This is a genomic window from Brachybacterium equifaecis, from assembly GCF_023509525.1.
Taxonomy (GTDB): domain Bacteria; phylum Actinomycetota; class Actinomycetes; order Actinomycetales; family Dermabacteraceae; genus Brachybacterium; species Brachybacterium equifaecis.
In genome coordinates, this window is record NZ_JAKNCJ010000010.1 from 37,088 (window position 1) to 62,895 (window position 25,808).

General features: G+C 71.2%; 26 protein-coding genes and 3 tRNA genes. 6 read left to right on the forward strand and 23 right to left on the reverse strand.

All coding sequences use genetic code 11. From position 1 onward, the window contains the following. Window positions 1-6: 6 nt before the first annotated feature. Window positions 7-1,239, reverse strand: a complete 1,233-nt coding sequence (locus Bequi_RS12850; RefSeq protein ID WP_249738340.1) for a DUF2330 domain-containing protein — start codon at window positions 1,237-1,239, stop codon at window positions 7-9. A 91-nt stretch (window positions 1,240-1,330) separates the two neighbouring features. Then, entirely contained in the window at window positions 1,331-1,996 is a 666-nt protein-coding gene (gene deoC / locus Bequi_RS12855; protein WP_249738341.1) for a deoxyribose-phosphate aldolase, read from the reverse strand. 88 nt (window positions 1,997-2,084) lie between these two features. On the opposite strand from deoC, the gene Bequi_RS12860 reads away from it, so the two are divergent. Then, entirely contained in the window at window positions 2,085-3,176 is a 1,092-nt protein-coding gene (locus tag Bequi_RS12860; protein ID WP_249738342.1) for an NUDIX domain-containing protein, read from the forward strand. Between the two features lie 2 nt (window positions 3,177-3,178). Here Bequi_RS12860 and Bequi_RS12865 read toward each other — a convergent pair whose 3' ends face one another. From Bequi_RS12865 to Bequi_RS12900, 8 genes are all read right to left on the reverse strand, one after another. Then, window positions 3,179-4,486, reverse strand: a complete 1,308-nt coding sequence (locus Bequi_RS12865) for a thymidine phosphorylase (RefSeq protein ID WP_249738343.1) — start codon at window positions 4,484-4,486, stop codon at window positions 3,179-3,181. Between the two features lie 70 nt (window positions 4,487-4,556). After that, window positions 4,557-4,991, reverse strand: coding sequence for a cytidine deaminase (locus Bequi_RS12870; protein WP_249738344.1), 435 nt, complete (start codon window positions 4,989-4,991; stop codon window positions 4,557-4,559). A 49-nt stretch (window positions 4,992-5,040) separates the two neighbouring features. Then, window positions 5,041-6,390: an ABC transporter permease gene (locus Bequi_RS12875; protein ID WP_249738345.1), complete on the reverse strand. Its 1,350-nt coding sequence runs from the start codon at window positions 6,388-6,390 to the stop codon at window positions 5,041-5,043. Next, window positions 6,387-7,835 carry an ABC transporter permease gene (locus tag Bequi_RS12880; protein ID WP_249738346.1) on the reverse strand — a complete coding sequence of 483 codons (1,449 nt, stop codon included), beginning with the start codon at window positions 7,833-7,835 and terminating at the stop codon, window positions 6,387-6,389. The genes Bequi_RS12875 and Bequi_RS12880 overlap by 4 nt, the downstream gene beginning before the upstream one ends. Beyond that, complete coding sequence (locus Bequi_RS12885) at window positions 7,832-9,403, reverse strand: ABC transporter ATP-binding protein (protein WP_249738347.1); 1,572 nt, start codon at window positions 9,401-9,403, stop codon at window positions 7,832-7,834. Before Bequi_RS12885 ends, Bequi_RS12880 begins: the two co-directional genes overlap by 4 nt. Window positions 9,404-9,601: 198 nt before the next feature. Beyond that, the gene (locus Bequi_RS12890; RefSeq protein WP_249738348.1) at window positions 9,602-10,717 is read right to left on the reverse strand and encodes a BMP family lipoprotein; all 1,116 of its coding nucleotides are present in this window, start codon (window positions 10,715-10,717) and stop codon (window positions 9,602-9,604) included. 190 nt (window positions 10,718-10,907) lie between these two features. Next, window positions 10,908-12,155, reverse strand: a complete 1,248-nt coding sequence (locus Bequi_RS12895; protein WP_249738349.1) for an amidohydrolase — start codon at window positions 12,153-12,155, stop codon at window positions 10,908-10,910. Window positions 12,156-12,198: 43 nt separating this feature from the next. Next, a complete protein-coding gene (locus Bequi_RS12900; RefSeq protein WP_249738350.1) occupies window positions 12,199-13,386 on the reverse strand; it encodes a mannose-1-phosphate guanylyltransferase in 1,188 nt (395 codons plus the stop codon). 204 nt (window positions 13,387-13,590) lie between these two features. Here Bequi_RS12900 and sdhC point away from each other — a divergent pair, with 204 nt between their 5' ends. Genes sdhC through Bequi_RS12920 form a run of 4 tightly spaced genes read left to right on the forward strand, consistent with a single transcriptional unit; the run spans window position 13,591 to window position 17,025 of the window. Further along, a complete protein-coding gene (gene sdhC, locus Bequi_RS12905) occupies window positions 13,591-13,971 on the forward strand; it encodes a succinate dehydrogenase, cytochrome b556 subunit (protein ID WP_249738351.1) in 381 nt (126 codons plus the stop codon). A gap of 4 nt (window positions 13,972-13,975) precedes the next feature. Further along, a complete protein-coding gene (locus Bequi_RS12910; RefSeq protein ID WP_249738352.1) occupies window positions 13,976-14,425 on the forward strand; it encodes a succinate dehydrogenase hydrophobic membrane anchor subunit in 450 nt (149 codons plus the stop codon). Between the two features lie 18 nt (window positions 14,426-14,443). Beyond that, window positions 14,444-16,216, forward strand: coding sequence for a succinate dehydrogenase flavoprotein subunit (gene sdhA, locus Bequi_RS12915; RefSeq protein WP_249738353.1), 1,773 nt, complete (start codon window positions 14,444-14,446; stop codon window positions 16,214-16,216). Next, a complete protein-coding gene (locus Bequi_RS12920) occupies window positions 16,216-17,025 on the forward strand; it encodes a succinate dehydrogenase iron-sulfur subunit (RefSeq protein ID WP_249738354.1) in 810 nt (269 codons plus the stop codon). Before sdhA ends, Bequi_RS12920 begins: the two co-directional genes overlap by 1 nt. A gap of 83 nt (window positions 17,026-17,108) precedes the next feature. On the opposite strand, the gene Bequi_RS12925 is transcribed toward Bequi_RS12920, so the two are convergent. From Bequi_RS12925 to Bequi_RS12970, 10 genes are all read right to left on the reverse strand, one after another. Beyond that, window positions 17,109-17,933, reverse strand: coding sequence for an exodeoxyribonuclease III (locus Bequi_RS12925; protein WP_249738355.1), 825 nt, complete (start codon window positions 17,931-17,933; stop codon window positions 17,109-17,111). A 34-nt stretch (window positions 17,934-17,967) separates the two neighbouring features. After that, entirely contained in the window at window positions 17,968-18,891 is a 924-nt protein-coding gene (locus tag Bequi_RS12930; protein WP_249738356.1) for a bifunctional methylenetetrahydrofolate dehydrogenase/methenyltetrahydrofolate cyclohydrolase, read from the reverse strand. Window positions 18,892-19,039: 148 nt separating this feature from the next. Continuing rightward, a complete protein-coding gene (glyA, locus tag Bequi_RS12935) occupies window positions 19,040-20,308 on the reverse strand; it encodes a serine hydroxymethyltransferase (RefSeq protein WP_347272007.1) in 1,269 nt (422 codons plus the stop codon). Between the two features lie 224 nt (window positions 20,309-20,532). Beyond that, window positions 20,533-21,651 carry a UDP-N-acetylmuramate dehydrogenase gene (locus Bequi_RS12940; RefSeq protein ID WP_249738357.1) on the reverse strand — a complete coding sequence of 373 codons (1,119 nt, stop codon included), beginning with the start codon at window positions 21,649-21,651 and terminating at the stop codon, window positions 20,533-20,535. Then, window positions 21,648-22,160: a MaoC/PaaZ C-terminal domain-containing protein gene (locus Bequi_RS12945; RefSeq protein WP_249738358.1), complete on the reverse strand. Its 513-nt coding sequence runs from the start codon at window positions 22,158-22,160 to the stop codon at window positions 21,648-21,650. Before Bequi_RS12945 ends, Bequi_RS12940 begins: the two co-directional genes overlap by 4 nt. Before the next feature lie 34 nt (window positions 22,161-22,194). Next, entirely contained in the window at window positions 22,195-22,644 is a 450-nt protein-coding gene (locus Bequi_RS12950; protein WP_249738359.1) for an FAS1-like dehydratase domain-containing protein, read from the reverse strand. A gap of 230 nt (window positions 22,645-22,874) precedes the next feature. Beyond that, window positions 22,875-23,045, reverse strand: coding sequence for a 50S ribosomal protein L33 (rpmG, locus tag Bequi_RS12955; RefSeq protein ID WP_347272008.1), 171 nt, complete (start codon window positions 23,043-23,045; stop codon window positions 22,875-22,877). Window positions 23,046-23,135: 90 nt separating this feature from the next. Next, window positions 23,136-23,212 (reverse strand) — tRNA-Met (locus Bequi_RS12960). Window positions 23,213-23,267: 55 nt separating this feature from the next. Beyond that, window positions 23,268-23,340: transfer RNA gene (locus Bequi_RS12965), tRNA-Thr, on the reverse strand. A 102-nt stretch (window positions 23,341-23,442) separates the two neighbouring features. Then, a tRNA-Tyr gene (locus Bequi_RS12970) sits at window positions 23,443-23,524 on the reverse strand. 302 nt (window positions 23,525-23,826) lie between these two features. On the opposite strand from Bequi_RS12970, the gene Bequi_RS12975 reads away from it, so the two are divergent. After that, window positions 23,827-24,315 carry a YajQ family cyclic di-GMP-binding protein gene (locus tag Bequi_RS12975; RefSeq protein WP_249738360.1) on the forward strand — a complete coding sequence of 163 codons (489 nt, stop codon included), beginning with the start codon at window positions 23,827-23,829 and terminating at the stop codon, window positions 24,313-24,315. A 118-nt stretch (window positions 24,316-24,433) separates the two neighbouring features. Here the strand turns inward: Bequi_RS12975 and Bequi_RS12980 are convergent, their stop codons facing one another. The 3 genes from Bequi_RS12980 to Bequi_RS12990 all read right to left on the reverse strand — a co-directional run bounded on the left by Bequi_RS12980 (window position 24,434) and on the right by Bequi_RS12990 (window position 25,727). Beyond that, window positions 24,434-24,979, reverse strand: coding sequence for a VOC family protein (locus Bequi_RS12980; RefSeq protein ID WP_249738361.1), 546 nt, complete (start codon window positions 24,977-24,979; stop codon window positions 24,434-24,436). A 53-nt stretch (window positions 24,980-25,032) separates the two neighbouring features. Beyond that, window positions 25,033-25,299 carry a hypothetical protein gene (locus Bequi_RS12985; protein ID WP_249738362.1) on the reverse strand — a complete coding sequence of 89 codons (267 nt, stop codon included), beginning with the start codon at window positions 25,297-25,299 and terminating at the stop codon, window positions 25,033-25,035. Between the two features lie 161 nt (window positions 25,300-25,460). Further along, window positions 25,461-25,727: a hypothetical protein gene (locus tag Bequi_RS12990; protein ID WP_249738363.1), complete on the reverse strand. Its 267-nt coding sequence runs from the start codon at window positions 25,725-25,727 to the stop codon at window positions 25,461-25,463. Window positions 25,728-25,808 lie beyond the last annotated feature (81 nt).

A 25,808-nucleotide genomic window follows, 5' to 3' on the forward strand; every position in this document is an offset into this window, starting at 1 on the left:
CGTGCGTCACCGGCTCTCGGCCTCGTGCTCGGCCTCGGCCCGCGCCGTCGCGGCCTTCAGCTCCGCCCCGCGAGGGCCGGTCCCCCGGCCGCGGGAGCCGGCCAGGAGGACTGCCATCACGGCGAGCGCGGCGAGGAGCCCGGTGATGATGACGCCGTTCGCGACCAGGAGCCAGCCGACGGGGATGCCCGCGATCTCGACGGTGCGGACCGTCGTGTACGTGGGGTAGGTCCATTCGGCGTCCGGGTCGTCCTCGAGGACGATGTCCGTCGTGAAGGTCTCGGGAGCGCCCTGGATGATCATCTCGGTGACCTCGGGCCGCTCGGAGGTGTAGCGGCCGGAGTCGGGTCCCGGCACGCCGACCAGCTCGCGCAGGGTCTCGTCGGCCCAGATCCAGTCGAGCATCGCCGGGTCGTAGAGGAAGGGCCGCTCGACGCTCTGCGCGCCGGCGGAGGCATCGGCGCGGCTCACCGTGCTCTCGCCGATCACGAACAGGTGCACCTCCTGGTCCCTCGAGGCCGCCTGGGAGAGGCGCATCGGGTAGATCAGCTGCGCGCTCGGGAAGTCGAAGCGCAGCGGCGCGGACTCGTCGGAGAGGTCAGCATCCGCGGCGTAGCGCACGGCGGTGAAGGTCCAGCCCTCGACCGCGTACTGCTCGAGATGCTGGAGCACGGCGCCCGGCAGGACGAACCCGTTCTGCCCGAGCCATGCGGTCACGCCCGCGGCGTCTCCGCCGAGCACGACGACGTCGAAATCGTCGATGCGCTGGACCGAGTGCACCTCCACGGCTGAGCCGGTCGGGGCGGGAGCGCCGACTCCGCTGCCGTTGCCATAGCGGTCGTCCTTCCCCCAGAGATCGAGCTCGATCTCCTCGCGCGGGGCGGTGGCCGCGATCATCTCCCGCAGGGTGCTCGTGCTCCCAGCGCGCACCTCGGGCACGCCCGGGGTGGGCATGAGGAGGGTCGCGCCCGGCACGCTCTCATCGAGGTCGAGACCCATGACGATGGTCTCGATGCCGGTCTCGCTGTTCCGCGACAGCACGGCGGTCTCGGCGAGCACCTCCGCAGACGCCGACCCTCCCGGCACCGCGACGACCCCGCAGGCGCACGCGCCCGCCGGGCTCGCAGCGCCGATGCCGAGCGTCGCCAGGACGAGGAGCATGCCGAGCAGGAGGGACGGGATGCGCCCCTCGCGGCGGGCGGTCAGTCCGCGTCGCGCAGGTGCTGTGATCGTGGTCATGGCATCAGCAGAGCACACGCCCGCCTCCTGCGGGGAGAAGGTTGCCGAAGCGTGACCTGGCCGGGAGCGGACTGCGGCCGAGGCGGCGAGGTCAGTACCCGGTGCCGGTGCCGCCCTCGAGGATCGCGCGCGAGCTCGACAGGCCCAGGCGGTTCGCGCCCGCGGCCACCATCGCCTCGGCCGCCTCGCGGGTGCGGATGCCGCCGGAGGCCTTCACGCCCAGGCGATCGCCGACGGTGCGGCGCATGAGCGCCACCGCGTGCTCGCTCGCACCGCCTGCGGGGTGGAATCCGGTGGAGGTCTTCACGAAGTCGGCTCCGGCGCGCTCGGCGGCCTCGCAGGCGCCGACGATCTGGTCATCGCTGAGCGCCGCCGACTCGATGATCACCTTGAGCACGACCGGGGCAGGCGCAGCCTCGCGCACTGCGCGGATCTCCGCCTCGAGAGCGTCGAACTCGCCCGCGCGGGCGAGGCCGACGTTGATGACCATGTCGACCTCGTCGGCGCCCTTGGCGGCGCTGTCGCGCGCCTCGGCGGCCTTGATCTCCGGGGCGTGCTGCCCGGACGGGAAGCCGCAGACGGTCGCGACCTTCACCGAGGTCTCGATCGGCAGCATCGAGGGCGAGACGCAGATCGAGTAGGTGCCCAGCTCCTCCGCCTCGCGGGCGAGGGCGGCGGCGTCCTCGCGGGTCGCCTCCGGCTTCAGGAGGGTGTGGTCGATCATGGCGGCGAGGGCGGCGGCATCGATGCTGTTCATGGGGAGGACTCTTCCACGCGCCCACCCGGCCTGCAAACACGCCCCGCCGCAGGCTCGTGCGCCGGCGCCTGACCTAGAATCTCTCTCCGTGAGCTCCCAGCGCCCGGCCTCAGCGCCTGCCCCCTCCAGCCTCCCCGCTCCGCGCCGGATCGTGCTGGTCGCGGGCCCCTCCGGCAGCGGCAAGGGCGTGATGACGCTGCGCAGCGGGCTGCCGCTGGTGCCGCTGGACGAGTTCTACCGGGATCATGACGACGAGGCGCTCCCCCGCCGCTTCGGCATCGTCGACTGGGATGATCCGCTCTCCTGGAACGCCGCGGCAGCGCTCGAGGCGCTCACCGCCCTCGCGCACGACGGCGCCGCCGTGATCCCCCAGTACTCGATCCCCGAGTCCCGCCGCACGGGCTCTCGCGCGCTCGAGGTGGGCGAGGCCCCGCTGATCGTGGCCGAGGGGATCTTCGCCTCCGAGCTCGTCGCTCCGCTGCAGGCCGCGGGCCTGCTGGCGGATGCGATCGTGCTCGATCGTCCCGCTCCCCTCGTGTTCGGGCTGCGCCTGGCCCGGGACCTCTCGCAGTCGCGCAAGCCCCCGCTCACCCTGGTGCGCCGCGGCTGGGGGCTCGCCCGAGAGCAGGAGGAGCGGATCGCCCAATGGCGCGGAGCCGGGATGCGCGAGGTGGGGATGCGCAGCGGTCTCGCACGGCTGCGCGCCCTGGCCGACATCGCCGAGGCGGAGCGCTCCTCGCGACCCACCGCTCTCGCGCAGCAGGAGCTGCGCATCTCTGCCGTGTGCTTCCTGCGGGAGGGGCCGGGAGGCCTCGAGCTGCTCGCCGTGCGCAAGCGCGGGACCGGCTCGTACATGCAGGTCGGAGGGAAGCTCGAGCCGGGCGAGAGCGCGGCGGACTGCGCCGTGCGCGAGGTCATCGAGGAGCTCGATGTGGCGCTCGAGCCCGAGGATCTGGAGCTGCTCGGCGAGTTCGTCGCCCCCGCGGCCAACGAGCCCGCGACCCGCGTGCTCGCCACGGTGTTCCTCGCTCCGATGGACACGCTCCCCCGGGACGTCACCGTGCAGGCGGAGATCGAGGACGCGATCTGGTGCCCGCTGGAGGACCCGCCCGCGGGGCGGCGCCTCGCCCCGCTCATGCAGGATCACATCGTGCCGCGCCTGCTGGACCTCCTGCGCTGAGCTCAGGCGATGCGGCCGAGCACGATCCTGCGCTCGGCGGGCGCTGCGCCCCCGGAGCCGATCTCCCAGGCGCCGTCGATCGCCTCGAGCGAGCGAGCGAAGCGCTCCGGGGTGTCGGTGTGCAGGGTCGCGAGCAGGTCGCCTGCGCGCACCTCCTCGCCGATCACCCTGTGCAGCTCGACCCCGGCGCCGAACTGCACGGCCTCGCCGGGACGCGAGCGGCCCGCGCCGAGGCGCCAGCCGGCGACCCCGACCTTCATGGCGTCGAGCCCCGTGACCACGCCGTCCTCGCTCGCGCGCAGCTCCTCGGTGTGGCGGGCAACGGGCAGCGCGGCATCCGGGTCCCCGCCCTGGGCTGCGATCATCCGCTTCCACGTGTCCATCGCGCGACCGTCCTGGAGCGCGGCCTCGACATCCGTATCGGGCTTGCCGGCGGCGGCCAGCATCTCCCGGGCGAGCGCCACGGTGAGCTCGATGACGTCGGCGGGGCCGCCGCCTGCGAGCACCTCGACGCTCTCGCGCACCTCCAGCGCGTTGCCGACGGTCCGGCCGAGAGGCGCCGACATGTCGGTGAGCAGGGCGACCGTACGGACTCCCGCGTCGGTGCCGAGGTCGACCATCGTGCGCGCGAGCTCGCGGGCGTCGGCCTCATCGCGCATGAACGCGCCCGCGCCGGTCTTCAAGTCGAGGACGAGGGAGGCGGTGCCCTCGGCGATCTTCTTGGACATGATGGAGCTCGCGATCAGCGGGATCGCCTCGACCGTGCCGGTCACGTCCCGCAGCGCGTAGAGCTTCTTGTCGGCCGGAGCGAGGCCGGAGCCGGCCGCGCAGATCACCGCGCCGACGCCCTCGAGCTGCGCCATCATCTCGGCGTTCGTGAGGTCGGCGCGCCAGCCGGGGATCGACTCGAGCTTGTCGAGGGTGCCGCCGGTGTGGCCGAGCCCGCGGCCCGAGAGCTGCGGGACCGCCACGCCGAAGGTCGCGACGAGCGGCGCGAGCGGCAGGGTGATCTTGTCGCCCACGCCGCCGGTGGAGTGCTTGTCGGTCGTGGGCTTGGAGAGGGAGGCGAAGGCCATCCGCTCCCCCGAGGCGATCATCGCGGCGGTCCAGCGCGCGATCTCGCTGCGGTCCATGCCGTTGAGGAAGATCGCCATGGCGAGCGCCGCCATCTGCTCCTCGGCGACGACGCCGCGGGTGTAGGCGTCGATGACCCAGTCGATCTGCGCGTCGCTCAGGCGCTCGCGGGAGCGCTTGGCGCGGATGACGTCGACGGCGTCGAACGCCTCAGCGGTGCGGGGTGACTCGTTCATGGGGCTCCTCGGGAGTGGTGGATCGGGGCGCTCGGAGGCGGGGCCTCGGCGCGGGCGCATCGGCCGGTGGTCAGCCGAGGTCGGCAGGGCCGAACGCGAGAGGCAGCAGGTCCTCGAGGGACCTCGGGCCTGCGGTGGTGAGGATGACGAAGTCCTGTGCGGCGTGCTCCGCGAGCAGCTGCCGGCAGCGTCCGCAGGGCATGCACACGGGGCGATCGTCCCGCTGAAGGGTGTCCGGGCCGCCGACGCACACGAACCGCGCGATCTTCCCGCCGCCTCCGGCCATCAGATCGCTGATCAGTCCGCATTCGGCGCAGAGCGTCACGCCGAGGCCCGCGTTCTCGACGTTGCAGCCGGTGACCATGCGGCCGTCGCTGGTCCACGCGGCCGCACCGACGCGGAAGCGCGAATAGGGCGCGTAGGCACGCTCGGCCACATCGCGCGCGGCGACGATCAGCTCGTCGAAGCCGTCCGGCAGGCGGGGATCGGGCTGGGATTCGCTCATGGCACTCATGCTCCCAGATCCCCGCCCCTGCCGGAACCGGCCGCTGAGGTCACTGCTTGACGTAGGGCTCGCCGTCGGCGGCGGGGACGCGCACGCGGCCCACCACTCCGGCCACCGCGAACAGGGTCACGATGTACGGGAGCATGAGCAGGAACTGGCTCGGGATCCCGGCGCCGCTCCCCGAAGGGAGGGTGCCGAGCCGCAGCTGGAGGGCGTCGGCGAAGGCGAACAGGAGCGCCGCGAGGAGCGCCCCGACCGGGTGGTAGCGGCCCAGGATCATCGCAGCGAGCGCGATGTAGCCCTTGCCGGAGCTCATCTCCTCGCCGAAGGCGACACCGGTGCCGATCGTGAGGGTCGCTCCGCCGAGGCCCGCGACGGCGCTGCCGAGCAGCACGTTGGACCAGCGGGTGCGGTTCACGTCGATGCCGACGGTGTCGGCCGCGCGCGGGTGCTCTCCGACGCTGCGCACGCGCAGCCCCCAGCGGGTGCGGAACAGCGCTACCGTCAGCACCGCGACGATGATCCACATCAGATAGACCAGGATGTTCTGCTCGAACAGCACGCGGCCGATCACCGGAATGTCCGACAGCACGGGGATGGAGATGATCGGCAGGCGCATCGGCTGGTTGTACCGGGTCGGATCCTGCTGCATCACGGTGCCGTAGAAGAAGCTCGTGATGCCGATCGCGAAGACGTTCAGCACGACGCCCACGATGATCTGCTGCACCTGGTAGCCGATGGCGAACAGGGCGAGCAGAGCGCCGATCACCAGCGCCATGATCGGCGCCGCGATCAGGCCCAGCCACACGCTCCCGGTCAGCGAGCCCACGAGCACCGCACCGAACGCCCCGAACAGCAGCTGCCCCTCGATCGCGATGTTGACGACGCCCGCGCGCTCGGACAGCACGCCGGAGAGCGAGCCGAAGGCGAGCGGCACCGCGAGCACCATCATGGTCTGCAGCAGGGACCCGAGGTCCACGGTGCTGCCGGAGAACGCCCAGGCGAGGAACGCCGTGATCCACAGCAGTCCGAACACGACGATCAGGGCGATGCGCGCGCGTCGGCCGAGGGCGCGGGAGGTCGCCGCGAAGAACCACAGCACCCCGGCGATCAGCAGGCACAGGATCGCGCAGACGATCGCGGTGCCGCCCGCCGGCAGGGCGACGTCGCCGGGCAGGATCCCGCCCGGGTTCAGATCTCCGGGTGCGGCGATGCGGAACGAGGTGCCGCGGCCGACGGGGGCGCGCAGGCCGAACACGAGCAGCGCGGCGAGCGCGAGCACGGTGAGCCCGGCGGGGAGGTGCCACCACGAGCGCTGGCGCTCTGCAGCGGGGGCAGCTGCGCGCGGCTCCGAGGAGGGCGCGGCGGGGCGGGCGGGGTCCTGGACCGCGGTGCTCATGCGGTCCCTCCCTTCGTGTCGGTCCCGGCGGAGCGGGGCTCAGGAGCGGAGGAGGAGGCGGGGGCGGCCGACGACCCGGATGGGGCCGGAGCCGCTGCCGCCGGGGAGGCGGCGCGTCGGCCGCGGGCACGCGGGGCTCCCGGGCGATCCACGGAGCGCAGGCCCACGAGGTAGCGCACGAGCGGAGGCGCCGCGATGAACAGCACCACGAGGGCCTGGATGACCTGCACCAGGTCCAGTGGGACCGACTGGTTGGACTCCATGAAGCGCCCGCCGGTGGACAGCCCCGCGAAGAGGATGCCCGCCAGGACGATGCCGAGGGGGCCGGAGCGGCCGAGGAGCGCCACCGTGATGGCGTCGAAGCCGATGGAGCCCGCGACGTTGCCGGTGAGGCGGTGCTCGGTGCCGAGGATGTGCACGCCGCCCGCGAGGCCGACGAGCGCTCCCGCGGCGAACATGACGCCGATGGCGCTGCGGCCCACGTCGATGCCCGCGACCTCCGCGGCGCGCGGGTTCGAGCCCACGGCGCGGAAGCGGAAGCCCATCGCGGAGCGGCTCATGAGCCACCACAGGAACACGGCCGCGAGCACCGCGATCAGCAGGCCCAGATGGAGGCGGTTCTGCGAGCCGGCGATGAGGGGCAGCACCGCGTTCTCCCCCACCGAGGGCGAGGTGGGCTGCGCCTTGTTGGCACCCGTGAACGCGGAGGTGGTCAGCGCGTAGGCGAGACCGTAGACCGCGATCCAGTTCAGCATGATCGTGGTGATGACCTCGCTCGCGCCGAAGCGGGCCTTGAGGAACCCTGCGAGGCCGCCGTAGAGGCCGCCGGCGATGATCGCTGCCGCGATGCACACGAGCACGTGGATCACGGGGGGCAGCGAGACGGCGAAGCCCACGAATCCGGCGGCCACGGCGCCCACGATCAGCTGGCCGGTGCCGCCGATGTTGAACAGTCCCGAGCGGAACGAGACGGCCATGCCGATCGAGGCGATGATCAGCGGCGTCGCGACCGTGAGCGTCTCCAGCAGCGGCTTGAAGCCGCGCAGGAGGGCGGGGCCCCAGACGTAGCTGCCCGACCCTCCGCGCGACTCGAGGTCCTCGCGCACGCGGGTGAACCCCTGGAGGTCGAAGACGGAGCCGCGGAACATCGCCGCGTACGCCCCGGTGATCGCGTCCCACGCGGCGCGGAAGGTGTCGGCCGGCCGGGCGAAGAGATACCCGGCGGCGGCCCGCACCTCGGCCGAGGCGACGAGGATCAGGATCGAGCCGATCAGGAAGGCGAACACGAACGCGAGCACCACCACGAGCACGTTCCCGCGCGCGATGCGCTGCAGGAGCGTCGCGGCGTCCTCGCGGCGTGCGTTCTCCTCGCTCGCCGGCGGGGTCGGCTCGTTGGCGGTGCCGGGGGCGACCGGTCGCGCGCTCCCCTCGATGGCCTGGCTCATACGATCTCTCCTTCATCCACGAGCTGGGTGTCGGTGGTGCGGGCGCCGCCGGCGACGGCCTCGCGCGCGGCCTCCACGGTGTAGCCGGCCATCATCAGGCCCAGCACGTCGCGGTCCTCGTCGCCCGGGACGATGCCGAGGATCGAGCCCCGGTACATCACGGCGATGCGGTCCGAGAGCTGCGTGATCTCGTCGAGCTCCGTGGAGACGATGATGACGGGGGTGCCCTTGTCGCGCTCGGCGATGATGCGGCGGTGCAGGAACTCGATCGAGCCGACGTCCACTCCGCGGGTGGGCTGCGAGGCGATGAACAGGGACAGGTCCCGGCCCAGGGCCCGCGCCATGACGATTTTCTGCTGGTTGCCGCCCGAGAGCGTCGAGACGGCCGAGTCGACGGATCCGGTGCGCACGTCGTACTCGCGCACGGCCTCCTTCGCGCGCTCGTGGATCGCCTTCAGCTTCAGCGACAGCCCGGACCCGAAGGGCGGGCGGCGGTGCTGGTCGAGCACGAGGTTCTCGGCGACGCTGAAGTCGGGCACGAGGGCGTCGTGCGTGCGGTCCTCGGGGACGAAGCCGACGCCCGCGTCGAGCACCTGGCGCGTGCTGCGCCCGACGATCTCCTCGCCGCCCAGCAGGATCGAGCCGCGCACGTTCTTCTGCAGCCCGAGGAGCGCTTCGGTGAGCTCCGTCTGGCCGTTGCCCTGCACTCCGGCGATGCCGAGCACCTCGCCGCGGCGCACGTCGAGATCGACCCCGTCGAGAGTCGTGACGCCCGCCTCGTCGGTCACGGTGAGGCCGCGCACCTGCAGCGCGGTGTCGCCGGGCTCGGCCGGAGCCTTGTCGAGGGTGAGCGCGACCTGGCGACCGACCATCAGCGAGGCGAGCTCGGTCTGATCGGCGCTGGGATCCGCAGAGCCGACCACGCGGCCGCGGCGGATGACGGTGATGCGATCGGCGACCGCCTTGACCTCGCGCAGCTTATGGGTGATGAAGACGATCGAGGTGCCCTCGTCCCGCAGCTGGCGCATGATCGCCATCAGCTCGTCGGTCTCCTGAGGGGTGAGCACGGCGGTGGGCTCGTCGAGGACGAGGATCTCCGCGCGGCGCGAGAGCGCCTTGATGATCTCCACGCGCTGCTGCGCGCCGACCGGCAGCTCCTCGACGATCGCGTCGGGGTCCAGGTCGAAGCCGAAGCGCGCGGAGATCTCGCGCACGGTGCGCCGCGCGGTCGCAAGATCGAGCAGACCGCCCTTGGTGGGCTCGTGGCCGAGCACGACGTTCTCGGCGACGGTGAAGGGCGGCACGAGCATGAAGTGCTGGTGCACCATGCCGATCCCCGCGCGCATCGCATCGCCCGGCCCGCTGAACTGCACGGGGCGGTCGTCCAGGAGGATCTGGCCGCCGTCAGGCTGATACAGGCCGTAGAGCACGTTCATCAGCGTGGACTTGCCGGCGCCGTTCTCGCCCAGGAGGCTGTGGATCTCGCCGGGCTCGACCACGAGGTCGATGGAGTCGTTGGCCACGAAGGTGCCGAACACCTTGGTGATCCCTCGGAGCTCGAGCTTCACGCCTGCTCACTTCCTCCAGCGCGCCGCACGGCGCTGGATGGGACGGGGGGACGGGGATGGTCAGCCCGTCCGCCCCCGCGGCGATGCGGGGATGCCGGGCTCGGCCGATCGTATCGTGCTCGGACGCGGCAGCGGCCCCCAGGATCCCTCCCGGGGGCCGCCGCAGCGTCGATCAGGCGCGCATCCGCGCGCCCGGGATCAGGACAGGTTATGCGGGGAGGCAGCGGACTCGACGGTGATGGTGCCGTCGATGATGTCCTTCTGCAGCTGCTCGACCTCGGTCTGCAGCTCCGCGGGGACCTTGGACTCGAGGTCGTGGTACGGCGCGATGCCCACTCCGCCGTTCTCCAGCGTGCCGACGTACGGCTCGTTGCTGAACTTGTCGGAGGTGGCGTCGGTGGCGACGTCCTCGACCGCGGCGCCGATGCCCTTCATCACCGAGGTGAGGATCAGGGGCTTGGCGTCGGCGTCGCTCACGGACTCGTAGCCGTCGGAGTCGACCCAGATCACGTAGCGGCCCTCGGCCTCCTTGGCGGAGGCGAGGGTGCCGGAGCCGACGGGGCCGGCGACGGGCATCACGATGTCCGCGCCCTGCGAGTAGAAGGTGTCCGAGAGGGCCTTGCCCTTCGCCTGGTCGGAGAAGTCGCCCGTGAAGGAGCCCTGCTGCGCGGCCTTGTCCCAGCCGAGGACCTCGACGGAGGTGCCGTGCACCTCGTTGTACTTCGCGACGCCGTCGGCGAAGCCGTCCATGAAGATGGTGACCGTGGGGATCTGGATGCCGCCGTAGGTGGCGACCTTCCCGGTCGTCGTGGTGCCGGCGGCGACGTAGCCCGCGAGGAAGGCCGCCTGGGCGGTGTCGAAGGAGATGGGCTTGACGTTGTCGACCTCGATCGCGTTGCCATCGGCGTCCTGCGCGGTGGAGTCGACGATCGCGAACTCGACGTCGGGGTTCGCCTGCGCCTGCGAGCCGGTGGCGGGGGCCAGCATGAAGCCGACCGTGTAGATCAGGTTGCAGTCCTGGTCGACCAGGCGGTCGATGTTGGAGATGAACTGAGAGGGATCGGTCGACTCGGCGGTCTGCGTGGTGATGCCGAGGTTCTTCTCGGCAGCCTTCAGACCGGTGTAGCCGGACTCGTTGAAGGACTTGTCGTTGAAGCCGCCCTCGTCGGAGACCATGCAGGCCTTGAAGTCGGAGCCGGCGGCTGCGCCGCCGTCGCTGCCGCCGGAGCCGGCGGTCTCGGGAGCGGAGCCGCAGGCGGTGAGGGCAAGGGCGCTGACGCCCACGAAGGCGAGCGAGCGGGTCAGGGTCTTCAACGTGTCCTCCTGGACGGGTCGAGCGGGGCGGAGACGGGAGCGGCGGGATCTCTCAGGACTCCGCCAGGCTGCACTCAGATCACCCTAGCCGCCGCGGACGCGGCGGGCGGTCCGTTCGGGCGGAGCGTTCCCGAACCGTTATCCGGCCCGCGCCCGCGAGCGCCCGTCGGCCCGCCCCCGGCGCCTCGGCTCAGAGAGCCTGGAGGGGGCTGTCGCGCAGGATGCAGGCGTGCGCGAGGACGTCGGCGCCGATCACGATCGCGCGCTCGTCCACGGTGAAGTCGCCCATGTGGAGGTCGTAAGCCCTGCCGCCGGGAGTGCGGGTGCCGAGCCGGGCGAGCGCGCCGGGCACCTGCTCGAGGTACCAGGCGAAATCCTCGCCGCCGAGGGACTGGCGCGCGGAGTCGACCCGGTCGCGGCCGTAGGCGATCGCGACCGCGTCCTCCAGGATCCGCACCATGGACGGATCGTTCGAGACCGGAGGCACGCCGCGGTCGTGCTGCACGTCGATCTGGACGCCCCACATGCGGCCGATCTCCGCGCACAGCTCCTCCAGGAGCTGCTCGGCGCGGTCCCACGCCTCGTGGTCGAGGCACCGCAGGGTCCCCTCGAGCACCCCCGAGGAGGGGATCGCGTTGAACGCGCTGCCCGCGTGGATCTGGCCCCAGGTGAGGTTCACCCCGCTGCGCGGATCCATGCGCCGCGTCAGCGCCGCAGGGAGCTGAGTGGTGAGGGTGCCGAGAGCGTAGATGAGGTCCTGGGTGAGATGCGGGCGGGAGGTGTGCCCGCCCGCCCCGCGCACCTCGATGCGCACGGGGTCCGTCGCGGACGTGATCGGGCCGGGCTTCAGGCCCACGTGCCCCACCTCGACGCTCGGGTCGCAGTGAAGGGCGAGGATCGAATCGATCCCCTCGATGACCCCTTCCCCGATCAGCTCGAGGGCGCCGCAGGGATGGCGCTCCTCGGATGGCTGGAAGACCAGTCGCACGGTCCGGCGCAGGGCGCCCGCCTCGGCTGCCTTCATGAGCGCCATCGCGGCGCCGAGAACAGCGCTCATGTGGACGTCATGCCCGCAGGCGTGCGAGACGCCCTCCACCTGGCTGCGGAAGCGGGAGTCCGTGAGCTCGGGGATGCCGAGCGCGTCCATATCGGCGCGCAGGGCGATCGGGGCGAGGGCCGGATCCGAGCCCGGGATGTCGCAGATCGCGCCCGTGCGCGGCATCCGCACCGGCTGCAGGCCGAGGCTCTCGAGCTGTGCGACGACGTAGTCCGTGGTCTCGAACTCGGCGTGGGAGAGCTCGGGGTGGCGGTGCAGATGGCGGCGCACGGCCGTCAGCTCCTCGCGGCGCTCCTCGAGAGTGCGGCGGATCAGACCGCCCTCGCCGAGGATCCCGTCCAGGTCGGAGGCGGGCAGGGTGCTGCGATCGAGCTGGGTCACCGGGGATCCTTCCGCTGCCGCCGCGGCACCGTGCCGCAGCGGGTCAGCGCAGGTCGCCGAGGCCCTCTCCCTCGAGCCGCTTGACGAGGGAGGACAGGGACTGGGCATGGTCGTCGGCGAGGATCAGCAGGACGTCGTCGGTCTCCACCACACTCAGCCGCTCCACTCCCACCAGGGCGATCAGGCGCTCCGAGGAACCGTACACGGTGGCCTGGGCGTCCAGAGCGAGCGTCCGTGCGGAGCCGAGCACGCGGATCCCCTCGGCCGAGGGGACGGGACCGGCCCCGTCGGCCCCGTCGCCTCCATCGGTCCCGTCGGCGCTCCCCCGCTCGCGCAGCTGCCGGGCGAGGGCTGCGAGGTCGCCGACGTCGTCCCAGTCGAACGGAGCGGGGACCACGGCGACGCGGCCCTGCGCGGCGAGGGGCTCGGCGAGGGCGTGATCGATCGCGATCGAGGTGAGGGTGGGCCAGAGCTCGGCGAGCACCTGCTGCTCCGCGTCGGTGCCGATGGCCGCGGCGATCCGCCTGGCCCCGTCGGCAAGCGCCGGGATCTGCTCGGCGAGCGCGTCGAGGAGCACGTTCGCGCGGACCACGAACATCCCGGCGTTCCAGGAGTGGCGGCCGCTCGCGAGGAACTCCTCGGCGCGGGCGAGGTCCGGCTTCTCGACGAAGGCGGCGACGGGCCGCGCGCCCGTGCCCGCGAGGTCGGGCAGGGGGCCGACGAGGGCGGAGCCCTCCGCGGCCTGCTCGATGTAGCCGAAGCCGGTGGCGGCATGGGTGGGCTGCACGCCGAGGGTCACGAGATAGCCGAGCTCCGCCGCGCGGTGCGCGCTCCGGACCGCCTGCTCGAAGGCGGAGGTGTCGCGGATCAGGTGGTCGGCCGCGAAGGAGCCGATCACCGCGTCCTCGTCCTCGCGCGCGGCCAGCGCCGCTGCGAGCGCGATGGCGGGCATGGAGTTCCGGGCCGACGGCTCCGCGAGCACGCGCACGCCCTCCCCTGACTGCTCCCGCACAGCCGCCTCGTGCGCGGCGCCGGTGACCACGATCGGGGATCGGTCGGCGAGCGGTGCGAGGCGCCGCAGGGTCTGCTGCAGGAGGGACTCGCCGGCACCGGTGAGGTCCAGCAGGAACTTCGGCCGGGCGGCCCGCGAGAGCGGCCACAGGCGCGTCCCTGCACCTCCCGCCGGGACCACGGGGACGAACGGCGAGGCGGGGGCAGGCGAATCGGACATGCACCCAGGGTAGTGGCGAGAGGCACCCTCGCGCCCCTCGGACAGGCCGCCCGCGGCGTCCCGGCCCGGCCCCGGCGCGATGCTAGGGTGGCAAGGCCCCACGCCGAGCGCGATGATGATGTCGCCGCGTCACCTCGCGGGTGCTCCCCTGGACTGCGCCAGGACCCGAGCCGCTCGGCACTCATATCTCTATCGGAGGACTCCGTGGCATCAGCCGAGGCCGGGACGCTCTATCGCGGACGCGAGGGCATGTGGTCCTGGGTCGCCCACCGCATCTCAGGAATGCTCATCTTCCTGTACCTCATCGTGCACGTCCTGGACACCGCGCTCGTGCGCGTGTCCCCGGAGGCGTACAACGAGGTCATCGGGCACTACAAGACGATCGTGTTCGGACTGGGCGAGATGGGGCTCGTGGGAGCGATCCTCTTCCACGCCCTCAACGGCGTCCGCGTGCTCCTGGTCGACTTCTGGTCCCAGGGCACCAAGCACCAGCGCGCACTGTTCTACGGCGTGGTCGCCGCGTGGGTGCTGCTCATGATCGGTTTCGTGCCCCGCCAGCTGGGCCACATGTTCGGATGGTGGTGATCGCATGACTGCGACCAAGATCCCTGACCCGACCACGCGCTACCAGCGCACGGACCGGCGCGGCGTGAACAGCGAGATGCTCTCGTGGCTGTTCATGCGCTTCTCCGGAGTGGTCCTCCTGGTGCTCGTCTTCGGGCACCTGTTCGTGAACCTCTGGCTCGGCGAGGGCGTGCAGCGCATCGACTTCGCGTTCGTGGCCGGCAAGTGGGCAGGCCCGTTCTGGCAGATCTGGGACCTCACCATGCTGTGGCTCGCGATGCTCCACGGCGGCAACGGCGTGCGCACGATCATCAACGACTACGCGCGCAATTCGACGCTGCGCCTGGTCCTCAAGGGCGCGCTGTACCTCGCGGTGGTCACCACCATCGTGCTCGGCACCCTGGTGATCCTCACCTTCGATCCGTGCCCCGCGGGAGCGAACCTCGACCTGCTCCCGTCCATCTGCTCCGAGTGATCCTGGAGACCTCCTGACATGCAGACCCATTCGTACGACGTGGTGATCGTCGGCGCCGGCGGCGCCGGCATGCGCGCCGCCCTCGAGGCCGGCCCCCGCGCCCGCACCGCTGTCATCACCAAGCTCTACCCCACCCGCTCCCACACCGGCGCGGCGCAGGGCGGCATGTGCGCCGCCCTCGCCAACGTCGAGGAGGACAATTGGGAGTGGCACACCTACGACACCGTCAAGGGCGGCGACTACCTGGTCGACCAGGACGCCGCCGAGGTCATGGCCAAGGAGGCCATCGACGCGGTGCTCGACCTCGAGAAGATGGGCCTGCCGTTCAACCGCACGCCCGAGGGCCGCATCGACCAGCGCCGCTTCGGCGGGCATACCCGCGAGCACGGAGAGGCGCCCGTGCGCCGCTCCTGCTACGCGGCCGACCGCACCGGCCACATGATCCTGCAGACGCTCTACCAGAACTGCGTCAAGCAGAACGTGGAGTTCTTCAACGAGTACTACGCGCTCGACGTGCTGATGACGGGCGACCCCCGCTCTGACGAGGGCGTGCGCGCCGCCGGCATCGTCGCCTACGAGCTCGCCACCGGCGAGATCCACGTGTTCCGCGCGAAGTCCGTCGTGTTCGCCACCGGCGGCTTCGGCAAGATGTACAAGACCACCTCCAACGCCCACACCCTCACCGGTGACGGCCCGGCGATGGCCTTCAACCGCGGCATCCCGCTCGAGGACATGGAGTTCTTCCAGTTCCATCCGACGGGCCTCGCGGGGCTCGGCATCCTCCTGTCCGAGGCGGCCCGCGGCGAGGGCGGCATCCTGCGCAACGCCAACATGGAGCGCTTCATGGAGACCTACGCGCCGACGCTGAAGGACCTCGCCCCGCGCGACGTCGTGGCGCGCGCGATGGCCAACGAGGTGCGCGAGGGCCGCGGCTGCGGTCCGAACAAGGACTACGTGCTCCTGGACCTCACGCACCTGGAGCCCGCGCACATCGACGCGAAGCTCCCGGACATCACCGAGTTCGCCCGCACCTACCTGGGCGTGGAGCCGTACACGGAGCCGGTGCCGGTGTTCCCCACCGCGCACTACGGCATGGGCGGCATCCCCACGAACATCAAGGGCGAGGTGCTGCGCAACGCCGAGGACACCATCCCCGGCCTCTACGCCGCGGGCGAGGTGGCCTGCGTGTCCGTGCACGGCGGCAACCGCCTGGGCACGAACTCGCTGCTGGACATCAACGTGTTCGGCAAGCGCGCCGGCATCGCCGCCGCGGAGCATGCACACACTGTGGAGTACGCAGAGCTGCCGGAGGGTGTCGAGCTGCCCGTGGTGGAGCTGCTGCAGCGCCTGCGCGACCGCCCCGCTACCGAGGACCGCGTCGCGGACATCCGCCGCGCTCTGCAGGAGACGATGGACGCGAACGTCCAGGTGTTCCGCACTGAGGAGACCTGCCGCCAGGCCCTCGCGGACATCAAGGACCTCAAGCGCCGCTACGAGACCGTGGCCGTGCAGGACAAGGGCCGCCGCTACAACCTCGACCTGCTCGAGGCCGTGGAGCTCGGCTTCCTGCTCGACCTCGCCGAGGTCGTCACCCTCGGCTCGCTCGAGCGCAAGGAGTCGCGCGGCGGCCACTTCCGCGAGGACTTCCCCACGCGCGACGACGTGAACTTCCTGGCGCACACGATGGCCTACAAGACGCTCGACGGCTCCGGCCTCGAGGGCACGGACATCACGCTGGGCACCAAGCCCGTCATCATCACCCGCTACGAGCCCAAGGAGCGCACCTTCTGATGAGCACTGCGATCACCGACGCTCCCAGCAGCGCACCGGCCCCCGGCACCGAGGGAGGTGCGGCCCAGGCCGCCGAGATCCCCTCGTTCGAGGTCACCCTGCGCATCGCCCGCTACAACCCCGACTCCGCGGAGGAGGGCAGCGGCGAGCCGAAGACCTACTGGCAGGACTTCACCGTCACGATGCACGGCACCGACCGCGTGCTGGACGCCCTGCACGAGATCAAGTGGCACCTGGACGGCTCGCTGAGCTTCCGCCGCTCGTGCGCGCACGGCGTGTGCGGCTCCGATGCGATGCGCATCAACGGCCGCAACCGCCTGGCCTGCAAGACCCTCCTGAAGGACCTGAACCTCTCGAAGCCGATCACGGTCGAGCCCATCAAGGGCCTCCCGGTGGAGAAGGACCTGATCGTGGACATGGAGCCGTTCTTCGAGTCCTACAAGGAGGTCATGCCCTTCCTCGTGGCGAAGGGCCAGGAGCCTTCGAAGGAGCGCCTGCAGTCCGCCGAGCAGCGCGAGGTCTTCGACGACACCACGAAGTGCATCCTGTGCGCCGCGTGCACCTCGTCCTGCCCGATCTTCTGGACCGACGGCCAGTACTTCGGCCCGGCCGCGATCGTGAACGCGCACCGCTTCATCTTCGACTCGCGCGACGATGCCGGCGAGCAGCGCCTGGAGATCCTCAACTCCAAGGAGGGCGTGTGGCGCTGCCGCACCACCTTCAACTGCACCGAGGCCTGCCCCCGCGGCATCCAGATCACCAAGGCGATCGCCGAGGTCAAGCAGGCGGTCATCCGCGGGCGGGTCTGACCCCTCCCCCGGTACCGCATCGGAGCGCCCCGGTCCCCCGCGATTGCGGCGGGAGGCCGGGGCGCTTCGCTGCCTGCAGCGCCTCAGGAGTAGGAGACCACCAGGGGCGCGTGGTCGGACCAGCGGGTGTCGTGGCTGGGCGCGCGATCGACCTGCGCGGAGGTCGCCCGCGCCGCGAGCTCGGGGGTCACCATCTGGTAGTCGATGCGCCAGCCGGAGTCGTTGTCGAATGCCTTCCCGCGCTGGGACCACCAGGTGTACGGGCCGGGGCCCTCGCCGTGGAGGGCGCGGTGCACATCAACCCAGCCGAGCTCGGAGATCAGGCGGTCGAAGTAGGCGCGCTCCTCGGGCAGGAAGCCCGCGGACTTCAGGTTGCCCTTCCAGTTCCTGATGTCCCACTCGGTGTGCGCGATGTTGAGATCACCGGTCCAGGCGACGTGCCGGCCGTCGGCCCGCAGCGCCTCCAGGCGCTCCATGGACGCGTCGAGGAACGCGTACTTGTCGGTCATCGTCTGCGGCTTCTCGACCGTGCCCGAGTGCATGTAGCACGAGACGACGGTGAGGGTCTTCCCGTCCCCGAGCGGATCCTCGAGATCCGCCTCGAGCCAGCGGCCGCTGTGCGAGTCCGGGCCGTCCAGGCCCGGCAGGCCGCGGCGCACGCCCTCGAGGTCGATGCGCTCGAGCTCGGTGCGGGCCGCGATGGCCACGCCCGCGCGGCCCTTGATGCGGCTCGCCTCGCCGACCACGGACCAGCCCTCTCCGAGCAGACCCGCGATCAGCTCATCGGGAGCGCGGACCTCCTGCAGCGTGATGACCTGAGCGCTGGTCTGCTCCAGCCACTCGGGCATGCCCTTGCGCGCGGCGGCGCGCAGTCCGTTGACGTTGACGGTCGCGATGGTGAGGCTCATGGACCCAGTATCCCAGCGCCCGCTGGAGACCGGCTCAGGCCTCGGAGGCGATGACCAGCTCGTCGTGCCGGATGCCCGCGGCGTGCTCGGCCATCTCCACGACGTTCTGCACGAGCAGCGCGCGGGTCATCGGGCCGACGCCTCCGGGGTTCGGGGAGAGCCAGCCCGCGACCTCCGCGACGTCGGGGTCGACGTCGCCGCTGAGGGTCGCCCGCTCCCCCTCCACGATGCTCTCCACGCGCGTCACGCCGACGTCCAGCACGATCGCGCCGGGCTTCACATCGCGCACCTGCACGAGGTGCGGTGACCCGGCCGCAGCGACGATGACGTCGGCGCGCCGCAGATGCTCGGCGAGGTCGACGGTCCCGGTGTGCGTGAGGGTGACGGTCGCGTTGATGCTGCGCCGCGTCAGGAGCGGCCCGATGGAGCGGCCGACGGTGACCCCGCGGCCGACGACCACCACATCCTTGCCGTTCAGGTCGATGTCGTGGCGCAGCAGCAGCTCGACCACCGCGCGCGGCGTGCAGGGCAGCGGCGTGTGGATGGGGCTGTTGGCGTTCAGCACGAGGCGACCGAGGTTCGTGGGGTGCAGCCCGTCGGCGTCCTTCGCCGGGTCGATGCGCTCGAGGATGGCGTCCTGGTCGATGTGGCGTGGCAGGGGCAGCTGCACGATGTAGCCGGTGCAGGCCGGATCCGCGTTCAGCTCGTCGACCGCCGCTTCGACGTCGGCCTGGGTGGCGTCGGCCGGAAGGCGCTTCTGGATGGAGTTCAGCCCGATCTGCTCGCTGTCGCGGTGCTTGCCGCGCACGTACGCGGCGCTCGCAGGATCGTCCCCCACCAGCAGGGTCGCCAGTCCCGGCTGCGGATGACCTGCGGCGACGAGGGCGGCGACGCGCTCGGCGAGCTCTGCCTTGATGGCCTTGGCTGTGGCGGTTCCGTCGAGAGTCTTCGCGGTCATGGGTCCTTCTTCCGGTGAGGGCGATCGGGCGGGCCCGGGAGCGGGCGCCCGCGGGCGGATGGGACCGGCGCTCCCCCGTCGTCGCTGCGGGGACGCGCCGGTCATGACGGCGCCCGCCCGCACGGAGAGTGCGGGCGGGCGCGGCGGATCAGTACTGGGCGAGGCCGGCGTACAGCGGCTTCGACTCGGCGAGCGCCTTCGTGCGACGCGCGAGGTCCTCCACGCTCGCCCCGCCGGTCAGCGCCAGGGCGATGACATCGGCGATCTCGGCGAACTCGTCGGCCCCGAAGCCGCGGGTCGCGAGCGCCGGGGTGCCGATGCGCAGGCCCGAGGTGACGCGCGGGGGGCGGGGATCGTTCGGGACGGCGTTGCGGTTCACGGTGATGCCGACCTCGTGGAGGCGATCCTCGGCCTGCTGGCCGTCGAGCTCGCTGGCGACGAGGTCCACGAGCACCAGGTGCACATCGGTGCCGCCGGAGATGACCTTGATGCCGGCCTTCTTCGCGTCCTCGGCCTGGAGGCGCTCGGCGAGAGCCTTCGCGCCGTCGAGCGTGCGCTGCTGGCGGTTCTTGAACTCCTCGGTCGCGGCGACCTTCATCGCCACGGCCTTCGCAGCGATGACGTGCATGAGGGGCCCGCCCTGCTGGCCGGGGAACACGGCGGAGTCGATCTTCTTCGCCCACTCCTCGGTGGAGAAGATCATGCCCGAGCGGGGGCCTGCGAGGGTCTTGTGGACGGTCGTGGAGACGACGTCCGCGTGCGGAATGGGGCTCGGGTGCAGGCCTGCGGCGACGAGACCCGCGAAGTGCGCCATGTCCACCCAGAGCTTGGCTCCGACCTCGTCGGCGATGGAGCGGAACGCCGCGAAGTCGAGCTGACGGGAGTAGGCCGACCAGCCGGCGACGATCACGTTCGGCTTCGCCTCGATCGCCTGCTCGCGCACCTTGTCCATGTCGAGGCGCCCGGTCGCGGTGTCGATCTCGTAGGCGGCGATGTCGTAGAGACGGCCCGAGAAGTTGATCTTCATGCCGTGGGTGAGGTGCCCGCCATGCGCGAGAGAGAGTCCCATCAGCGTGTCGCCGGGACGGGCGAGGGCATGCATGACCGCCGCGTTCGCGGTAGCGCCCGAGTGGGGCTGGACGTTCACGTGGTCGGCGCCGAAGAGGCTCTTCGCGCGGGAGATCGCGAGCTCCTCGGCGACGTCGACAACCTCGCAGCCGCCGTAGTAGCGCTTGCCGGGGTAGCCCTCGGCGTACTTGTTGGTGAGAACGGAGCCCTGCGCCTGGAGGACCGCGCGGGGCACGAAATTCTCCGAAGCGATCATCTCCAGCGTCGACTGCTGGCGGGCGAGCTCGTCGTCCAGGACCCGGGCGATGTCGGGATCGAGATCGGCGATGGACTGGTCAGATAGGTTCACAGGGCCTCCAGGTGCGGGATCGGTCTCTGCGCGGCGTGCGAGCACGCGGCCGCGGGAGCTGCACGGTCATCATCGTCCGCGCCTCTCCATCCTAGTGGCGCGGATCATGCCGTGACCGGCGCGTTCAGGTTCCGACCGGGCATGGGATCCGTGGCTCCGGAGGCCGGCCCCGCTCCAAGCCGCACCCGGAGCGGGAGCTGCGCGCCGACGGGGAGCGCCCGGGCTCAGAGGTCGACGCCCCAGCGCACGGGCTCCGGCTCGAGATCGACGCCGAAGGCGGCACGCACTCCCGCCTGCACCGCGTGGGCGAGCTCGACGATGTCCTCGCTGCTCGCGCCGCCGCGGTTCGTCAGCGCCAGCGAATGCTTCGTCGACAGGCTCGCGCGGTCCGAGACCGAGAAGCCCCGCTCGAAGCCCGCGCGGCTGATGAGCCAGGCGGCGCTGGTCTTGACGAGCCCCTCCCCCGCGTCGAAGCGCGGCGCATCGGCAGGCAGCGCCGCCGCCTGCGCAGCAGGAAGGATGGGGTTGGTGAAGAAGCTCCCGGCGCTCCAGGTGTCGTGATCCGCGGGATCCAGCACCATGCCCTTGGAGCCGCGGATCTCGAGGACGGCCTCGCGCAGCCGCTGCATCGGGACCCTCGCTCCGGCCTCGACACCGAGATGCTCGGCGAGCTGGCCGAAGCGGACGGGCTGGCTCAGATTCCCGACCGCGTGCTGGAAGGTCACCGCGAGCACGACGTATCGCCCGGTCGGCGAGGGCACAGGGCCCGCATACGGGGTGCGCTTGAAGATGCTGGTGCGGTAGCCGAAGCGGCAGTCGTCGGCGAAGAAGGTCTTCACCGCCCCGCGCTCGCGATCCCAGGTGCGCACGCGGGAGATGGTCTGGGAGACCTCCTGGCCGTAGGCGCCGACGTTCTGGATCGGCGTGGCCCCCACGGATCCGGGGATGCCCGAGAGCGCTTCGATGCCGATCATCCCGCGGGTGACGGCGTACTGGACCGCGCGGTCCCAGCTGGTCCCGGCGAAGTGCTCGGCGATCGCTCCCCCGCAGCTCGCTTCGAGCGGGGAGAGATCCTCGGCATCAACCGACGGCGAGCCGGACGGCCCCACCTCGCAGGTCGCGTCGAGCACCGGGGCGGACTGCGGGTCGCGCACCAGCACGACCGTGCCCTCGAACGGGGCGTCGGAGGCGAGGAGGTTCGAGCCGCCGCCGAGCACGAGCAGCGGGCTGCCCTCGGCGTCGGCCGTGGAGACGGCCTCGATCAGCTCTGCCTCGCTGCGCACTTCCACCAGGTCGGTGACGGGACCGCCGACGCGCAGGGTCGTGAGATCCGCGAGCCTCATGCTCCTGCTCCGTGCGCGGCCTCGGCGCCGGCACCGGCGGCGCCGTTCTCGTCGGCCGTCCCTGGCTGGTGGACCGTCCCCGGCAGCGCGACCACGGCGCGCGCCTTGCCCAGCACCTTCGCGCCGCCGGACTCCGCGGTGAGGTCGAGCTCCGCGGTCCCGGCGGCGGCGTCGATGCCGCGCACGGTCACCGTGACGAGGAGCGCAGCCGCTCCGAGGGCCGGAACGGGGACGGGCTTGGTGAAGCGGGTCGAGTAGCTGCGGATCGCCGCGGGGTCGCCGATGGCATCGGTGACGACGGTGATCGCGGTGCCCATGGTGAGCATGCCGTGGGCGATTACTCCTGGCAGGCCCACCTGCTCGGCGACGGCGTCGTTGTAGTGGATCGCGTTGAAGTCGCCGGAGGCGCCCGCGTAGCGCACGAGGGTGTCGCGGGTGATGGCGATCTCGCGGGAGGCGAGGACCTGACCGACCTCGAGGTCCGACAGGCTGAGTACGGGGTTCGTCATGAGGGGGATCCTTCGTCCGATGCCTGGTTGCCGGTCACTCGCCGCGCACGACGAGGCTGGAGCGCACGGTCGCCACGGGCGCGCCGTCCGGATCCGCCATGTCCACGCGCGTGGAGATCATGCTGTGCCCGCCGGCGCTGCGGATCGATTCCACGGTGAGCACCGGCACGAGCTGGTCGCCGGCGACGACGGGGCGATGCAGCACGAATCCCTCCTCGCCGTGGACCACGCGGCTGAAGTCGATGCCCGCGGCGGGATCGGCGATGTACTCAGCCTCCGTCTCCTGAGCGAGCGAGACCAGGAAGGTCGGCGGCGCGACCAGGCCCGCATAGCCGGCGGCCGCAGCGGCGTCGGGGTCCGTGTGCAGGGGGTGGTCGGCGCCCGTCGCCCGTGCGAACTCTGCGATCTTCGCAGCCGAGACGGTGTGCACGGGCCCCTCGGGGTAGGTGCGACCGGCGAAGCCGGGGTCAGGGGTGGGGCTCATCTCAGGCTCCTGCAGGGTGGACGGCAGACGGATCGGGATCGCTCTTCATCGCATCCCCGGCGGCGCGCGGCGCACGCGGCGCGAGCCCGAGGGCGATGCGACCTGACCATCCTGCCACCGCATGCCGACAATCCGCGCTCTGGGGCGCAGGGGGGAGTGCGAGTCCGGACAGCACGAGAGCCACCCGGATCGCTCCGGGTGGCTCTCGTGGTGCGTCTGCGCAGATCCGCTCAGCGGGTCTCGCGGTGCTGGGTCTGCTTGCCGCAGGTCGGGCAGAACTTCGACAGCTCAAGACGATCCGGCGTGTTGCGACGGTTCTTCTTGGTGATGTAGTTGCGCGACTTGCACTCGGTGCAGGCCATCGTGATCTTGGGACGCACGTCAGAGCTCTTGCTGGCCACTGCTCGCCTCTTTTCGTCCTGGGGGCGCGCACTGCGCGCCGCGTGGTCCCCGATGGGGATGGTCGTGATGCACTCCGGAGTGAACCGGCGTGGTACCGAGGGCGGGGATCGAACCCGCGACCTCACGATTATGAGTCGTGCGCTCTAACCGTCTGAGCTACCCCGGCACGATCGCTGAGACGCCCCGATCTCGAGATGAGATCGGGGCGACGCATCGATCAGAGCCCTGAAAGGGAATCGAACCCTTGACCTTCTCCTTACCATGGAGATGCTCTGCCGACTGAGCTATCAGGGCGGGCCCCGAAGACTTTACCGGCTCACTCCCGGGGGAGCAAACCGCAGGTCATCCTCGGTGCCAGGGATCACACGCCCCTAAGGGGCAATGCGAACCCCGGCGTGGCAGGTGAGGGATTCGAACCCCCGAAGGCAGAGCCAGCTGATTTACAGTCAGATCCCTTTGGCCGCTTGGGTAACCTGCCGAGTGGCGACCGATCGCATCAGCGCTCTTGCGAACTCTGCTGCTCTCGGACCTGGACTAGCATACTGGCGTCACCGCGGTGGTGCGAACCAGATCGGCGCCCGGAGGGCATGACGCTCCTCACAAGGCTCTGACCTGCGATTCCATCGCCTGCGGGGAGGGTCGACCCTCGTACGCCCCGCCGTCTCGCGGCGCCGCTCGCTCCGCAGGCGCGCTGCGGCTGCGCGACCCCCGACCGGAAGTCCGGCCAGCAGGCCGCACCCCCACGACCGCACCCCCACGACCGCCCAGGAGGCACCACTCATGGCAGATTCCTCGTTCGACATCGTCAGCAAGCTCGACCGCCAGGAGGTCGACAACGCGGTGAACCAGGCTTCCAAGGAGGTCGGCCAGCGCTTCGACTTCCGCGGCACCGGCGCCTCCGTCTCCCTCAGCGGCGAGGAGATCGTCATGGTCGCCAACGCGGAGGAGCGCGTCCTCGCCGTCCTCGACGTGCTGCAGTCCAAGCTCATCCGCCGCGGGCTCTCCCTGAAGAGCCTGGATGTGGGCGAGCCCAAGCAGTCCGGCAAGGAGGTGCGCCTGGTCGCCGGCCTCAAGGAAGGCATCAGCTCCGAGGACGCCAAGAAGATCTCGAAGATCATCCGCGACGAGGGCCCTAAGGGCGTCAAGCCCCTGATCCAGGGCGACGAGCTGCGGGTGACCAGCAAGAGCCGCGACGATCTGCAGGAGATCATCGCGCTGCTGAAGAAGAAGGATCTGGACGTCGCGCTCCAGTTCGTCAACTACCGCTGATCGGAGCGGGTCGCTCTCGCATCCAGCGGAGCGGCTGCGGCAGACGGACGGGGGCTGCGACGCTGCATCAGCGTCGCAGCCCCCGTCCGTCATCCGACGCGGAGTGGGCTGACCTCGGTCAGCTCTCGTGCGCGGGCCGTGGCATCCACACCGGGGCCTGCGAGTCCTGCGGGTAGTAGTGGCCGCCCGGGATCGTCTGGAGCTCGATGAGCATTCCCCACGGAGCCCGCACGTAGACGCTGCCGGTGCCCTCGGTGTCCTCGTAGCGGCTGTTCTCATGGATCTCGGAGAGCGGCTCCCCTCCCGCCGCGACCAGTCGATCACGGCAGCCCTCGATGTCATCGCAGTACAGCGAGATGTGGTTCAGCCCGAGATCCGCCAGGCCCGCAGCGGCGCGCTGCTCGCCGGTGATCTCGAACAGCTCCAGTCCAGGACCGCCCCCGATCACCACGAACCTCTGGCGGCGGATCGCGGCCCCGTCGGGGAGCCCGAGCTGACGCTCGACCTCCGGACCCTCCCGGGGATCATCCTGCGGGGTGAGGCCGTCGTAGGAGACCTTCGCCCCGAGCCCCTCGACGAGGAACGTCGTGGCGGCCTCGAGATCGGGGACGGTGACGCCGATGTGCTGGATACCGCGCGGGCGAGGTCTGTTCTCCGAAGTCATGCCTCGACTCTATCGGCGGGGAACTGGAGACTCCCGAAAGCCCCCTGCATTGCTCAGCTCGCCGAGGCCTGGTCCTGCTGCTCGGCGTGCTGCAGGAGCTGCTCTCCCTTCTCGGTGATCGCCTGGACCAGCGGGTCGATGGTCTGAGCGATGAAGCCATGCCAGTCTCCGACGAAGGTCTCGCGGTCCGGGCCGATCCATTCGACGCTCTCGACGGCTCCGCGCAGCGCGCTGAAGGCGCCCTGGATCGCGGTTCCGGCCGTCTTCACGGCCGCGGCGGTGCCGCGTCCGGCTTCGGGGTCCATTCCTTGGAAGTTCATGCGTCGCTCCTTGTGCGTGGTGCTGGGGTGAGTTCCCCTTCGCGGCGGTCGACGCCGTCAGGGGCAGTGCGGTGCGGGCCGCGGCTGCGGCCCTACGGGAAGAGGGCGCCGACGCGGGTTCATGCTGAGCCGCGGTCCCGGTCGGCGACGACGATCCGGTCTCAGCTCGCGGAGGCCTCCCGCTGCTGGACTGCGTTGCTGCGGGCCCGCGCAGCGAGCTCCTGCGCCCCGCTCACGGCCTGGCGCATGAGCGTGCCCACCTCGTCCTCGAACCGGCTGCGAAACGCTGTCGCGTCCTCACCGGTCCACTCGAGCTCGCCGAGGCGGCCGCGCGCTTCCTCGTAGCGGGTCTGGACCTCCTGCGAGGCGGTGTCGATCTGCTGGGCCATCGCGTCGACGGCCTCAGGGATCATGCCCTTCTTCGGCATCGTGTGCTCCTCTCATGGCGTCTGACAAGTGGTGGGCGCTCGATCGGCCTGCGGGGCGGAGGACGCCGCTCCATCCCCTCC

Excerpts from the sequence above, each read along its gene's own strand:
- deoC (WP_249738341.1), bottom strand. The coding sequence starts at position 1,996 with ATGAACAGCATCGATGCCGCCGCCCTCGCCGCCATGATCGACCACACC.
- Bequi_RS12850 (WP_249738340.1), bottom strand. The coding sequence starts at position 1,239 with ATGACCACGATCACAGCACCTGCGCGACGCGGACTGACCGCCCGCCGC.
- Bequi_RS12990 (WP_249738363.1), bottom strand. The coding sequence starts at position 25,727 with ATGCCGAAGAAGGGCATGATCCCTGAGGCCGTCGACGCGATGGCCCAG.
- Bequi_RS12985 (WP_249738362.1), bottom strand. The coding sequence starts at position 25,299 with ATGAACTTCCAAGGAATGGACCCCGAAGCCGGACGCGGCACCGCCGCG.
- Bequi_RS12980 (WP_249738361.1), bottom strand. The coding sequence starts at position 24,979 with ATGACTTCGGAGAACAGACCTCGCCCGCGCGGTATCCAGCACATCGGC.
- Bequi_RS12925 (WP_249738355.1), bottom strand. The coding sequence starts at position 17,933 with ATGAGCCTCACCATCGCGACCGTCAACGTCAACGGACTGCGCGCCGCC.
- Bequi_RS12910 (WP_249738352.1), top strand. The coding sequence starts at position 13,976 with ATGACTGCGACCAAGATCCCTGACCCGACCACGCGCTACCAGCGCACG.
- Bequi_RS12900 (WP_249738350.1), bottom strand. The coding sequence starts at position 13,386 with ATGTCCGATTCGCCTGCCCCCGCCTCGCCGTTCGTCCCCGTGGTCCCG.
- Bequi_RS12865 (WP_249738343.1), bottom strand. The coding sequence starts at position 4,486 with ATGAACGAGTCACCCCGCACCGCTGAGGCGTTCGACGCCGTCGACGTC.
- sdhA (WP_249738353.1), top strand. The coding sequence starts at position 14,444 with ATGCAGACCCATTCGTACGACGTGGTGATCGTCGGCGCCGGCGGCGCC.
- Bequi_RS12930 (WP_249738356.1), bottom strand. The coding sequence starts at position 18,891 with ATGACCGCGAAGACTCTCGACGGAACCGCCACAGCCAAGGCCATCAAG.
- Bequi_RS12950 (WP_249738359.1), bottom strand. The coding sequence starts at position 22,644 with ATGAGCCCCACCCCTGACCCCGGCTTCGCCGGTCGCACCTACCCCGAG.
- Bequi_RS12880 (WP_249738346.1), bottom strand. The coding sequence starts at position 7,835 with ATGAGCCAGGCCATCGAGGGGAGCGCGCGACCGGTCGCCCCCGGCACC.
- Bequi_RS12945 (WP_249738358.1), bottom strand. The coding sequence starts at position 22,160 with ATGACGAACCCCGTACTCAGCCTGTCGGACCTCGAGGTCGGTCAGGTC.
- Bequi_RS12975 (WP_249738360.1), top strand. The coding sequence starts at position 23,827 with ATGGCAGATTCCTCGTTCGACATCGTCAGCAAGCTCGACCGCCAGGAG.
- Bequi_RS12875 (WP_249738345.1), bottom strand. The coding sequence starts at position 6,390 with ATGAGCACCGCGGTCCAGGACCCCGCCCGCCCCGCCGCGCCCTCCTCG.
- Bequi_RS12870 (WP_249738344.1), bottom strand. The coding sequence starts at position 4,991 with ATGAGCGAATCCCAGCCCGATCCCCGCCTGCCGGACGGCTTCGACGAG.
- Bequi_RS12920 (WP_249738354.1), top strand. The coding sequence starts at position 16,216 with ATGAGCACTGCGATCACCGACGCTCCCAGCAGCGCACCGGCCCCCGGC.
- Bequi_RS12940 (WP_249738357.1), bottom strand. The coding sequence starts at position 21,651 with ATGAGGCTCGCGGATCTCACGACCCTGCGCGTCGGCGGTCCCGTCACC.